At 44.0% G+C, this 13,600-nt stretch carries 8 protein-coding genes; 7 read left to right on the top strand and 1 reads right to left on the bottom strand.

The window, feature by feature from the left end:
* Positions 1-31 precede the first annotated feature (31 nt).
* Complete coding sequence (locus tag ACHZA2_RS06425) at positions 32-1,699, top strand: sulfate permease (protein ID WP_319579020.1); 1,668 nt, start codon at positions 32-34, stop codon at positions 1,697-1,699.
* Positions 1,700-1,703: 4 nt separating this feature from the next.
* Here ACHZA2_RS06425 and ACHZA2_RS06420 read toward each other — a convergent pair whose 3' ends face one another.
* A complete protein-coding gene (locus ACHZA2_RS06420; RefSeq protein WP_319579019.1) occupies positions 1,704-1,859 on the bottom strand; it encodes a hypothetical protein in 156 nt (51 codons plus the stop codon).
* A gap of 150 nt (positions 1,860-2,009) precedes the next feature.
* Here ACHZA2_RS06420 and ACHZA2_RS06415 point away from each other — a divergent pair, with 150 nt between their 5' ends.
* The 6 genes from ACHZA2_RS06415 (at position 2,010) to ACHZA2_RS06390 (ending at position 13,144) form a co-directional block, all read left to right on the top strand.
* A complete protein-coding gene (locus ACHZA2_RS06415) occupies positions 2,010-2,546 on the top strand; it encodes a hypothetical protein (protein ID WP_319579018.1) in 537 nt (178 codons plus the stop codon).
* Between the two features lie 29 nt (positions 2,547-2,575).
* A complete protein-coding gene (locus ACHZA2_RS06410; protein WP_319579017.1) occupies positions 2,576-2,896 on the top strand; it encodes a hypothetical protein in 321 nt (106 codons plus the stop codon).
* Positions 2,897-3,459: 563 nt separating this feature from the next.
* Entirely contained in the window at positions 3,460-4,452 is a 993-nt protein-coding gene (locus ACHZA2_RS06405; protein ID WP_319579016.1) for a hypothetical protein, read from the top strand.
* 431 nt (positions 4,453-4,883) lie between these two features.
* Positions 4,884-6,932: a S8 family serine peptidase gene (locus ACHZA2_RS06400; RefSeq protein ID WP_324292166.1), complete on the top strand. Its 2,049-nt coding sequence runs from the start codon at positions 4,884-4,886 to the stop codon at positions 6,930-6,932.
* Positions 6,933-7,502: 570 nt separating this feature from the next.
* Positions 7,503-8,063 (top strand): hypothetical protein, encoded by a 561-nt coding sequence (locus ACHZA2_RS06395; RefSeq protein WP_319579014.1) that lies wholly within the window; start codon positions 7,503-7,505, stop codon positions 8,061-8,063.
* A gap of 821 nt (positions 8,064-8,884) precedes the next feature.
* A complete protein-coding gene (locus tag ACHZA2_RS06390) occupies positions 8,885-13,144 on the top strand; it encodes a PKD domain-containing protein (RefSeq protein ID WP_324292165.1) in 4,260 nt (1,419 codons plus the stop codon).
* The last annotated feature ends 456 nt before the right edge of the window (positions 13,145-13,600 follow it).

The following is a 13,600-nucleotide window of genomic DNA, read 5'->3' as shown; positions in this document are numbered from 1 at the left end:
ATTTTCTGCCCGCACTATTATTCAGTTATATATGCCCGGGCTGTATAGTCTTCTTTCCTATAACCGTGAGTGGCTTCGGTATGACCTTGTTGCCGGAGTTGTTGTATTTGCAGTTCTTATCCCGTCAAACCTGGCATATGGAGAACTAGCCGGATTTAACCCGGTTATAGGGTTATATGCTGGTTTTGTTGCAATGCTTGTGTATGCACTCTTTACCCAGTCAAAGCAGATCATTATCGGACCTGAATCAACAACTGCAATCCTTCTTGCAACAACCGTTGCACCTCTGGCACTGGGAGATTATACCAGGTATACATATCTTGCTGCCACATTAGCCCTCATTATCGGCATTATCTGTATTGTTGCAGGCCGGCTTCGACTGGGATTTGTATCTGATTTTTTTTCAAAACCCATTCTTACCGGGTATATCACCGGCACTTCCATTGTCGTAATCATCAGCCAGCTGGGCAAGATGTTTGGCCTGAGTATCTCGAGCGTGGAGATCACAGACAAATTCATGGAAGTGCTCTCTGAAATAGACCATACTCATATCCTCACCTTTGAGATTGGAATCGTCATTCTGATTATTCTCCTGCTGATGCGGCGTTTCACACCCGGACTTCCCGCCCCCCTGATTGTCGTTATTGGTTCGATCATCGTTTCAACGATATACAACCTCCAGAGTTATGGTATTAAAGTAGTGGGAGAGATCGAAACCGGCCTGCCATCTTTTCAGATTCCGATGATTACGCTCTCTGATCTTCAGATACTGGTTCCGGCAGCGATAGCAATTTCAGTAATTCTCTTTACTGATGGTACCCTGACCGGGCGGGTTTTCTCTAGAAAACATCATTACCGGCTGGATTCAAGCAAAGAACTCATCGCTTTTGGAGCAGCCAACATCTGCACCGGTCTGTTTCAGGGCTTTACCGTCGGAGCAAGCCAGACAAAAACAGCAGTAAATGATGGGTCCCGCAATAAAAGTCAATTGTCAGGGTTGATTGCAGCAGGGCTGGTAGTTGTATTTTTACTCTTTTTTACGTCAGTCTTACGTAATCTTCCCCTGGTCGCCCTGGGAGCGATTGTCATCGTTGCCGGGTACAGTCTTATTGACATCGATGAATTCCGGAGTATTTACCACACAAGGCGAAGTGAGTTTGTCCTGTCAATTCTCACCCTCGTCGGAGTGCTTGCATTCGGATTAATACAGGGTGTTGCACTTGCAGTCGGGTTCTCGCTTCTTGAGTTCATCAAGCGGATTTACCGGCCTCACACCTCAATTCTGGGTATTTGTGAAGGGGTGGACGGATTCCATGCCGTTTCCTCGGACGGGGAACAATTCTTCTTTCCCGGACTACTCATATACAGATTTGATGCACCTCTGTTTTTCGCAAACGCAGCTTTTTTTGTGTCAGATATAAACCAGGCCATTGAGCGATCAGAAGAACCGGTTACGTACCTCCTTCTTGATGCAACCGCGATTTTGGATTTTGATTCAACCGCAGCGGACGCATTCAGGGAAATGTACCTGGATCTGAAGGAGCAGGGGATTACTATCGGTATCGCCGGGGCAAACGGGGTCCTTCTGGATATGTTAGAGCGTGCCGGCCTTGATGAAATGATCGGAAAAACGCATATGTTTCCAACTATCCGGACAGGGCTTATCTCATTTGCAGAAAAATACCTCCAGGAGATGTAATTTTTCAAGTTGTGGGTGAATCAACAAGAACTGAATTTATTAGAGATGGTTTAAATGTAATATCCATTAGATCTAATCCAGATTTTACGAATATCCCTGAAACTATTGCACATACTGTGTTAATGAATACTAATGACACGAACATTTCATCTTCACACATCACCTATTCCTTTCCGATAACTGTGCAGAACCGGGTTTATGGAATGTAACAGTAACAAATTATGATGATCAGTCAGGAATCCTTGCAAACGGATTCACCGTCACTGCTGCAAACCCCGGGAACACACCGTTTGTCATCGATCCTTCAGCGATGAACACCTTTGACGGCCAGTATCTCAAATCCCGGGGATTCGGATGGTGTGACTTTGGAGGAGTCAATAACTCGTATTACAAGATTACCCTTGCCGGGACCACGCAATTCCCAACTGAATTCCACCTCAAGAAAAGTTTCACCACCAAAGCACAGTTCGGGATCCTGGTCCAGGCATCAAATGTCAGGGTCAGCGGAGTGGATCTCTCCACAACACCCAATGCTGACCAGAGACCGGTAAACAGTATCACTAACATATATGCCCCGCTCACCCTGGCAGAAACAGGAGCAGCAGGAATCAAGGTCACTTCAGGATACACCGGGGTCAAACTGGTCGATGTAAACGTAGTAGGACAGAATGTTCCTGCAGTTCACGTTGAGGGATCAAATCTCGATATCATCGGAACCAATAACCCGGATCCGTACCTGACAACGTATTCGGGAAACGGTATCAATGATAACTGGGGAACGACTCTGACCGGGAAATTAAGCTCAGGATACGGTCTTGGTCTCCTTCAACAGACCTCTTCGCAGTAGTTACCATTACCGGAGATGGCGGAGCAGGAGTGAATATTTCCGGACCGTTCAGCGGAATCGAACTGAATGGAAAGACAGCAACCCTTGCCATCAGTGGAAACACCATTCACATCAACGGGACCGGGACCGAGTCAGGAACCGGTTCTGACCGGAACAGCGGAATCAGTGCATGGGGTGGAAGCTGGGTAAATGTTACTGCCACTGATTCATCCATCACCGGCCAGGGAGGAGCGATCATCAATGTATCCTGTCCCGTATGCACCCTCGTTCCAATCGTCAGCAGCACTGCTGGCAGACCATACCGGGAACAAGCCGGAGTGCTGGTAAATCAGGCATTGTTGGTGGAGTAAATGGAACATTCCTGACTGGATAATCTATATAGGGTTTGAAAGAACGTACAAACAGAGTGATGATTGATAAGAGATCTCTCCCGGAAAGACCTTGTTGAATAAAATAATATCTAATATTATACTCATCCATTTCAATAATAATCAAAGAAGATAGGGGATAGTTCAATATCAGGGCTAACAAGAACCTGAAAATGACCAATATTATTCCAAATATGAGACTCAATAAGTTCAATCAAATGAATGATGAATTTAACCTAAACGCAATGCCAAAAAAACTATACTTGTACAATATAATAGACAATCTGAATCAAATTCGAAAGATTAATTTACTTTACAGAAAATTGCCAATTACTTAAACTAAATATTTAAGTGAACTGCAAAAAATTGTTGCTTAATTATTGATAGAGGGTATTATGAATAAAATGCGATTCGGTGTTTTAATAGGGATTTAACTTTTTATATTGAATACACCAACCAAAGTAACTCATGATGGAATTGTCATTAAGATTGTGTTAAAATGATAGAGAATGTTCACGGTATTATGGATTAAATGAGGATCTAACATGAATAATTATATTCAAACCCAACGGAAAAGACGCTTCAAAAGTAATCTAATATTTTTAATACTAGTCTTCTTCATCATTGGAAGAATGTTTAATCCGGTTGCCGCATACAACACAGATGTTTATCAGGATGGAGGTATTTTAACCGGAGAACCAGTTAAAACTCATCCAAGTTACAGCCCTGAAACTCTTAAGCAAATGAACGAAACCAGGGACTTTTTTCTTGCGATAAGACAAAACAGGTCGAATCTCACCCATGAAGAACAAAAAATATCTCCCAATATTCTTTATTTGATGTCGCTTCAAATAACCTCTAAAAATTTGTCTGATGTTTTTTTTGTACAATTTCAGATGTCTGATATTTTTAAACCTGCTACTTATCAGGAAGGGACGACTATAAAAAAGACTCCAGATATGGTTCTTTTGCAAATAAAGGTGTATTCTGGGAATTCCACCCATATCCTCGATCCCTATATATATCAGGAACATTCCAGAGATGAAGAGGGGAGAACGTTAAATGCTTGGGTAGAAGTATCAAAGATTAAAGAAATAGCAAATTTATCTGAAGTATCGATAATTGACGAATTAAGTCTTGGTTTATTTAATATAGGTTCAGTAGAAACCCAGGGGAATGCTACTCTCCATTCAAAAAATGTATTAGAACTCCCAACCGGTCCGGATGGAAAAGGAATTTCTATTGGCATCATGTCAGACGGGATGAATCATGTATCTGATGCAATACAATCTGGTGACCTGCCATCCACTCTCCCGAGTAATATATTGTCTGAAGGTCAGGGTGATGAGGGTACAGCAACGGCAGAGATCATTCATAATATCGCGCCAAATGCATCTCTTTTTTTTTATGCAGTGAATAGTACAGCGTCCATGAAAAAGCCATTAATAAATTGGTTCAGATGGGTTGTAATGTCATCTATGATGATTATACTGCTGTTGATGAGCCTTCATTTGAAGATGGGAATATCTCCCAATTAATAAATTCGTATTCAGAAAATAATAATATCATATTTGTCACCTCTGCAGGTAATTATGCAAATAAACATTATCAGGGAATGTTTGTCCCTCAAACGAATAATACCCTGCAACATAGTTTTTTAACCGGAAGTTATCCAGCATTATACACTGATCAAGACTATCCTTACATATATGTCAATTGCAGTCCAGATGGTATATTTAATGTTTATCTCCAATGGGATGATCCATGGGATCATCCAACAAACGACTATAATCTCTATCTCTTGGATATAGATGATAGTATTATAGGATATAGTCAAAACCCTCAAAACGGGGGAGATGACCAACATCCTTATGAAATGATAACCGGTCATACTCTAATAAGCAGACAAGTTCGTTTAGATATTGAAAAATTAAATCAGGATGTACAGGATAGAACCCTTAAATTATTCGTGCGGGGTGATGTTAATGCAAACGTATTAAGGAATAACCTCATTGCCAATGATTCTGTCCTTGACCATGCGAGGGCATCTGGAGAAATATCTGTTGGAGCTGCAGCGAATAATACTCCGTATACGATAGAATCCTATTCCTCGAGGGGACCGGTTACTATCCGGTATCCAACAAATGAAAATCGGAACAAACCTGATATCACCGGTGTAGACAGAATATCTGTATCAGGTGCCGGGGGGTTTACAACAAATTTCGCAGGAACGTGTGCGGCCGCCCCTCATATCGTTGGAATTGCTGCTTTGTTATGGAGTAAAGACCCATCCAAAACTGCATCCGAAATTAGAACTGCAATCCTGAACAGTGCTGATCCGAGAACAGATTATAATGCATTCGGATCTGGACTGGCAAATGCTTCAAGAGCATATTACTCCCTATATCCAGGTCCCACTATCACCAGTATCACTCCAAGTACCGGAGAAAACATCGAACCAATTACAATATCTAACCTTTTCGGCAATAATTTTGAGCCTAATGCCAGAGTTTTTCTTTCAAGAAACAGCCTGCCAGTTATCAATGCAACAAATATCACCGTGGTATCTCCAACGACAATAATCTGCACTTTGAACATTACGGATGCCGAAGCTGGATCCTGGAATCTAACCGTTCAAAACCCTGACGGTCAGACTGGAACCCTCACGAATGGGTTTATTGTTACTCCTTACATATGTAAAACATCATCAGGTCGTACCTACCTGAAGAATGGGATCCTTTATTACTACCCTGAATGCCCACCGTTTGTTACCGCCATCTCTCCAAACACCGGGGTGAACACCGGATCGGTATCTATAACCAACCTCACGGGAGCAAATTTCATCACCAGTGCAACCGTCAATCTCACCCGGACCGGACAACCAAACATAACCGCAACAAACGTGCAGGTTGTCTCTTCATCCCAGATCACCTGCACTTTTCCTCTCACCGGAAAAGCTGCCGGACAATGGAATATCGTTGTCACAAATCCTGACGGTCAGTCAGGAATCCTTGCAAACGGATTCACCGTCACTGCTGCAAACCCCGGGAACACACCGTTTGTCATCGATCCTTCAGCGATGAACACCTTTGACGGCCAGTATCTCAAATCCCGGGGATACGGATGGTGTGACTTTGGAGGAGTCAATAACTCGTATTACAAGATCACCCTTGCCGGAACATCGCAATTCCCAACTGAATTCCACCTAAAAAAGAGTTTCACCACCAAAGCCCAGTTCGGGATCTTGGTGCAGGCATCAAATGTCAGGATCAGCGGAGTGGATCTCTCCACAGCACCCAATGCTGACCAGAGACCGGTAAACAGTATCACCAACATATATGCCCCGCTCACCCTGGCAGAAACCGGAGCAGCAGGAATTAAAGTCTCTTCCGGATACACCGGGGTCAAACTGGTCGATGTAAATGTAGTAGGACAGAATGTTCCTGCAGTCCATGTCGATGGATCAAATCTCGATATCATCGGGACCAATAATCCGGACCCGTATCTGACAACGTATTCGGGAAGCGGTATCAATGACAACTGGGGAACGACCCTGACCGGAAAATTAAACTCAGGATACGGTCTTGGTCTCCTTCAGCAGACAACATCACGAAGTTCGGCAGTTACCATTACCGGAGATGGCGGAGCAGGAGTGAATATTTCCGGACCGTTCAGCGGAATCGAACTCAATGGAAAGACGGCAACCCTTGCCATTAGTGGAAACACCATCCACATCAACGGGGCCGGGACCGAATCAGGAACCGGTTCTGACCGGAACAGCGAAATCAGTGCATGGGGTGGAAGCCGGGTAAATGTTACTGCCACTGATTCATCAATCACCGGCCAGGAGTATGGAATATACGGACAGGGAGGAGCAATCATCAATGTATCCTGTCCGGGATGTACTCTTGGTCCAATCGTCAGCAGCACAGCCGGCAGGCCATACCGGGAACAAGCCCAGAGTGCTGGTAAATCAGGTATTGTTGGTGGAATAAATGGAATATTCCTGACTGGATAATCTATACAGGATTTGAGAGAAGGTACAAAACAGAGTGATGATTGATAAGAGATCTCTCCCGGAAAGACCTTTTTGAATAAAATAAGATCTAATATTATACTCATCCATTTCAACAATAATCAAAGAAGATAGGGGATAATTCAATTTAAGGGCTAATAAAAACCTGGAAATGAACCATATTTATCCCTAATATGAAGTACAATATGTTCAATCAAATTAGTGATTGATTTAACCTGAACGCGATGCCAAAAAAAACTATACTTGTACAATAAACCTTACAATCTGAATCAAATTCGAAAGATTAATTTACTTTACAGACAACCGGCAATTACTTAAATTGAATTTTTAAGTAAACCGGGAAAGATTACTGTTTGATGATAGGAGAGAGGGCACCAAGAAAAAGGTGATTATGTGTTTTAATAGGGATTTTACTTCTTGTATTGAAACATCAAACGAAGTAAATTCTTAATGGAACTCGTGAACCACATTCATGAGACCTCTTAATTATCGATTTGTTAGTGGTGGTACTATTTCGGATATTATGATCGGTTGACAGAAGGGAGGATTGAGATGAATTCGAAGATTATTTGGATAGTTTTTGGTGTTCTCATTAGTATAGCATGTTGTATTGTTACGGGTACTCAAACATTCGGGCCTGAACCACTGGACAAATTACCTTGGTTTGCTAATGTTTCTGATCTTATTGTATATGGAACATCGTCCCTAAATGAGACAAAGTGGAGTGATATTGGGATGATAACAACTAATCAGATATATGTTCAGGATATAATAAAACAAAACTCTTCTTTAAACTTTACTGTAGGATCGTATATTCCAATATACATATTAGGAGGTACGATTAACGATCCGGTCCAGGCAGCCGCACATGGTGGGGCAGGAAGAGTAGTAGCAGATTGGGAGTGGGGGATCGGTCAAAATTTGACCCTTGTGTACTTTATTAATGTAGATAAAAACGGGAGATATCATCTATTATATTCAGAAAGTGTGGATCCAAATGATGAGTCATCTCGAAGCAATCTCACCGAATTGAAATCCCAAATCTCTGAAATACTACATGCTATTTCTGTTCCTGAGAGAACTCCAAAACCAACTCAAAAAAAAACTACCTAAAAATAACACCCTTTAATTCTCTTATCACCAGCGTCTCTTCGGATACAGCAAGTGTAGGAACAAACACTGAAATAAGCATCAACGGAACAGGTTTTGGGAGTGATAAAGGGAATGTTGCTTTCTTTTATCAGAGATTAAACCCCGATTATTTAGCTTCCGGGATTCAGGCTGTCTTTAATATTGATGATATTCTTGATTGGACAGACACCTGAATCAGAGTAAGGATACCAATTGGAGGATATTGGACAGATCCACCACGAAACACAAGTTCAAAACGTGTATCTGCCAGTAGTGGATATTTTTACATAATTTCAAAAAACGGGGAAACGAGTGGAAACCATTCATTCTCAGTCCCTTTCTCATACAACAAAGAATTCTGGTATAGTAATTCACTCCCAATAAATTACGATATCAATGAGATTTCATTCAATCTCACTGGGACAGCCGACGCGATACAATCAGCAGCTCAAACCTGGAATGATGTAATCCCACAGCCTATCTTCAGGTATAATGGGACGACAAACCTCGGACCTATATCAGGTGATGGGGTAAGTGTACTCAGTATGGGACCTCCATTAGATTTTATGGATAACCCAATTGCGAACGCACATACCGTCAAAGTTTATGATCTAAATATTGGAGACCGACTCATTGAAGCAGATACCGAGTTTAATTCGAATTATTCGTATATTATATCAGGATCCCCAGGGGATCATATTTGTAATCTCCAGGCTGTGACAACTCATGAAATGGGCCATTGGTTTGGTTTGGGCGACCTTTATGGGGACCTTAACGGATTTCCTCAGGATACCGGTAAGGTCATGTGTGGAATATACGGAAATCGAACCACCCTCTCCCAGGATGACATCGATGGAGTCAACTGGATCTATAACCATCCAGCACCAAATGTCTCCCATGTTATACCTGCTTTTGGAGATAATGCATATCCAATCCAGGTCAATATTACTGGAAGAAATTTCAGAGAATCGTATGCGACAAAGATGAACGCAATCCTGTCTAAAGGTAATCAAACCCCAATAACGGCAACTGATGTTAAATTGATATCTTCCTCAGATATTTCCTGCTTCATAAATACCACCGATGCAGAATCGGGATCCTGGAATGTAACGGTGCAGAACTTTGATAACAAGACCGGAACCCTGCTAAATGGTTTCATAATATTTCCATATAACTGTTCCGTGGCCACTGCATACGGCAAAAATAGCATTATGAATACCTATATCGCCTGCCCTCCATTCGTCACCGCCATAACTCCAAACACCGGCGTGAACACCGGATCAGTATCTATAACCAACCTTTCTGGAGAGAACTTCAACACCAGTGCAACCGTCAATCTCACCCGGACTGGACAGCCAAACATAACCGCAACGAACGTGCAGGTTGTCTCTTCATCCCAGATCACCTGTACTCTTCCCCTCACCGGAAAAGCTGCCGGACAATGGAATATCATAGTTACAAATCCTGACGGTCAGTCAGGAATCCTTGCAAACGGATTCACCGTCACTGCTGCAAACCCCGGGAACACACCGTTTGTCATCGATCCTTCAGCGATGAACACCTTTGACGGCCAGTATCTCAAATCCCGGGGATACGGATGGTGTGACTTTGGAGGAGTCAATAACTCGTATTACAAGATCACCCTTGCCGGAACCACGCAATACCCGACAGAATTCCACCTAAAAAAGAGTTTCACCACCAAAGCCCAGTTCGGGATCTTGGTGCAGGCATCAAATGTCAGGATCAGCGGAGTGGATCTCTCCACAGCACCCAATGCTGACCAGAGACCGGTAAACAGTATCACCAACATATATGCCCCGCTCACCCTGGCAGAAACCGGGGCAGCAGGAATTAAAGTCACTTCAGGATACACCGGGGTCAAACTGGTCGATGTAAACGTAGTAGGACAGAATGTTCCTGCAGTCCATGTCGATGGATCAAATCTCGATATCATCGGGACCAATAATCCGGACCCGTATCTGACAACGTATTCGGGAAGCGGTATCAATGACAACTGGGGAACGACCCTGACCGGAAAATTAAACTCAGGATACGGTCTTGGTCTCCTTCAGCAGACAACATCACGAAGTTCGGCAGTTACCATTACCGGAGATGGCGGAGCAGGAGTGAATATTTCCGGACCGTTCAGCGGAATCGAACTCAATGGAAAGACAGCAACCCTTGCCATCAGTGGAAACACCATTCACATCAACGGAACCGGTACTGATTCTGGAACTGGATCTGACCGGAACAGTGGAATCAGTGCATGGGGTGGCAGCCGGGTAAATGTTACTGCCACTGATTCATCGATCACCGGCCAGGAGTATGGAATATATGGCCAGGGAGGAGCGATCATCAATGTATCCTGTCCCGGATGCACGCTTGGTCCAATCGTCAGCAGCACAGCCGGCAGGCCATACCGGGAACAAACCCGGAGTGTTGGTAAATCAGGCATTGTTGGTGGAGTAAATGGAATATTCCTGACCGGAACAAGTAGTGCAGGATATGGAGCAGTCAGCATCGCAAATACCACAGTACAGGGGAAAACCGGGTATGGAATAAACCTCAACCAGGCTTCAGGATATAGCATAACTGTTACAAATCCGGCATCAGTCATCGGAGCTCTTGGTAAATTCGGAACCTCGGATAGTTCGTCAAACCAGATCACCTCAGGAAGTACCGTGATAACAGCGACAGGCACAGGCCCGTATCCGGTACATATCTCGCTTGATAGTATCCAGGGTCCGGATCCATTCAACCTGAAGATATTCAATGAATCGGGATCGGTTGTATATGACATCACCAACTGGAACCTGCTCCCGACAGGAGTGACGTTCAATTCAACAGATAGAAACGTATGGTTCAACTCTTCAACCCTGGAGATCTACTCGGCAGAGAAGTATGCACACGAAGAATCAACACTCACCATTACCGGGATTGAACCATCTGCAGGGTATTGCGGAAAGACCACCAGGATTGAGAACCTTTCGGGGACATTTAACCTTCAGGCAGCCAATACGAGCGTGATAATCACCAATTCAGGAGTTACCATCCCGGCAACCGGTGTTTCTATGGAGTCTACAGGAACGATCACCGGAAATCTCTCAATACCGTCAGATGCACAGACTGGCCCCTGGCAGGTTGCTGTCATCCAGGATGGGAAAGTTAGTGAGGGGAACGTCACCTTTACAATATCCCGCGAAATTTCCGCTCCTACGGTCACAACACTTCAGGCAGAAAATGTTTCAACCCGGTCAGCCCTTCTCACAGGTAATCTGACCGGTACAGGCGGAGAAAACTGTTCGGTATTCTTCAGGTATGGAAAAACCCAGGAGAACCTTTCGGCATACACATCCCCGGTTACACTCAATGAAACTGGAAACTTCAGCACTCTGGTTACCGGTCTTGATCCAGGAACAACCTGGTATTATCAGTCCTCGGCAAACAACTCAGCAGGAGCAGGACAGGGCGGAATTGTATCCTTCAGGACAGACTCTGTCTTCACTAATCCGGTGATATACGCAATACAGCCTTCATCAGGAACCCAGGGAGAGGATATTGCAACAAACCTTTCAGGAATCTTCAACACTTCTGCACAAAATACCGGGATATACCTCTCACGTTCAGGCACCAACATCAGTGCATCCGATGTAACCATCAGATCCGCAGACTGTATTACCGGTAATTTCACACTTCCGCCCCTGGTACAACCCGGCCCCTGGCAGGTTATTGTTCAGCAGGATAAATGGCTGAGCAGCGAAAATGTAACATTTAGCATAAACCCTGCGATGTATACTATCAACGCCTCCTCTTCTGCAGGCGGGAACATCAGCCCATCAGGCATGATCCAGGTCCTGGCAGGATCGAACCAGACCTGTTTAATAAATCCGGACCAGGGATATCACATATCAGGTGTTTTCATCGATAACACAAGTGCAGGAGTGCTCAGCACATACACGTTCACCAATATAACATCTAATCATACCATTGTTGCAGAATTTGCTGTAAATGGTGCAGTCAACTACACCATCAATGCCACTTCTTCATCTGGTGGAACTATCAGTCCATCTGGTCTGATCCCGGTACTTGCAGGATCCAACCTGACCTGTACCATGAACCCTGACCGGGGATACCAGATATCAGGTGCCTTTGTTGATAATGTGAGCATAGGACAGATCGCAACATACACCTTCACAAACATATCCTCACATCATCAGATCCGGGCAGAGTACACACAAACCCTTCTGGGTCCGGTGGTTTTGGGAGTTACACCATCATCTGCTCCCAGAAATAGTGTGGTCACGCTCATCATTACCGGTGAGAATTTCTATGGAAATGAGCAGATTGATCTCGTAAAGAATGGAACCGGTAACCTTACCCGCATTGCAACACGTTCCGGGAACAATCTCCAGGTTACAGGGCTTGATCTGAAAAATGCCCCGGTTGGGTCATACGATGTATGGGTCACCAACCTCACGACCCGGATGTCTGGATTGAAAAAAGATGCATTTTCTGTCACGAATGATGACAAGAAATTTTACACGATCACAACCCGGTCTGATCAATACGGATTCATCACTCCTCCCGGACCTGTCAGGGTCAAATCAGGATCACAGGCTACCTTTACCATGCATACTATCATGGGGGCAGATATCGGGAATGTCACCGTTGATGGAGTTCCGGTGGTTCTTGGAGGTCATCATGACTATACATTCAAAAACATAGCCGCTGACCACACCCTGTATCTTCACACGAAATTATCCGGAACAAAAGTCCATGCTGATTTCACCGTAAACCAGACAACCGGTAAGACGCCACTGACTGTTCAATTTACTGATACCTCGACCGGATCACCCTCACAATGGGTATGGCTCTTTGGTGATGCGAAAACATCCACACTTCAGAATCCTGTTCATACCTATAAATGGCCGGGGAAATATTCAGTACGACTCACGGTCAGAAATGCGAAAAGCATTGACACCATTGAGAAAAACCGGATTATAACAGTGGCCCGGGGGAAATATTCCGGTTTGGAAACAGACAACAACGAAACTGCCGAATAGGTTTGAAGGATTATTGCTAGGAATAGCAATATAACAACTTTTTAAACCTGCTTCTGACAGAAACTGGATTCGAAACAGAAATACTATCGAGTATCTTGGAATTTGGGAACAACTCAACAACCCTGATTTTAATCCCGTGAAATTCGACGGGTTTAGGAAGTAGGCAGGTCTCAATAGTTTTACCCTGACTCCAACGCAATGGATTGAAAAAACCGGAGCAACCGGTTTAATATCCAAGGCTGGGAGATATGGAGGGACCTATGTACACAAAGATATCGCCTTTGAATTTGTAGATCTAATACCAACTCTGCTATTCGGTCATCAACCCCCCTCCTCACGTCGGATCCATTCCGACCTGAAAAATCTCCTCTATTCTCTCTTTCAGCCAATCTGCACTCTCTAATACCCCTTGGGGCGGGAGGTCGGGAGTCTGTCACTCACAGACACTCCTCTGAC

The sequence above is a fragment of the uncultured Methanospirillum sp. genome, assembly GCF_963668415.2.
In the GTDB taxonomy this organism is placed as follows: Archaea; Halobacteriota; Methanomicrobia; order Methanomicrobiales; family Methanospirillaceae; genus Methanospirillum.
The sequence above is the reverse complement of the archived record's forward strand: the minus strand, read 5'-3'. Positions and strand labels throughout refer to the sequence as shown.

What these genes read in the sequence shown, in the direction of transcription:
- ACHZA2_RS06425 (WP_319579020.1), top strand. Translation starts at nt 32, where the DNA reads ATGCCCGGGCTGTATAGTCTTCTTTCCTATAACCGTGAGTGGCTTCGG.
- ACHZA2_RS06420 (WP_319579019.1), bottom strand. Translation starts at nt 1,859, where the DNA reads ATGTGTGAAGATGAAATGTTCGTGTCATTAGTATTCATTAACACAGTA.
- ACHZA2_RS06415 (WP_319579018.1), top strand. Translation starts at nt 2,010, where the DNA reads ATGAACACCTTTGACGGCCAGTATCTCAAATCCCGGGGATTCGGATGG.
- ACHZA2_RS06405 (WP_319579016.1), top strand. Translation starts at nt 3,460, where the DNA reads ATGAATAATTATATTCAAACCCAACGGAAAAGACGCTTCAAAAGTAAT.
- ACHZA2_RS06395 (WP_319579014.1), top strand. Translation starts at nt 7,503, where the DNA reads ATGAATTCGAAGATTATTTGGATAGTTTTTGGTGTTCTCATTAGTATA.
- ACHZA2_RS06390 (WP_324292165.1), top strand. Translation starts at nt 8,885, where the DNA reads ATGTGTGGAATATACGGAAATCGAACCACCCTCTCCCAGGATGACATC.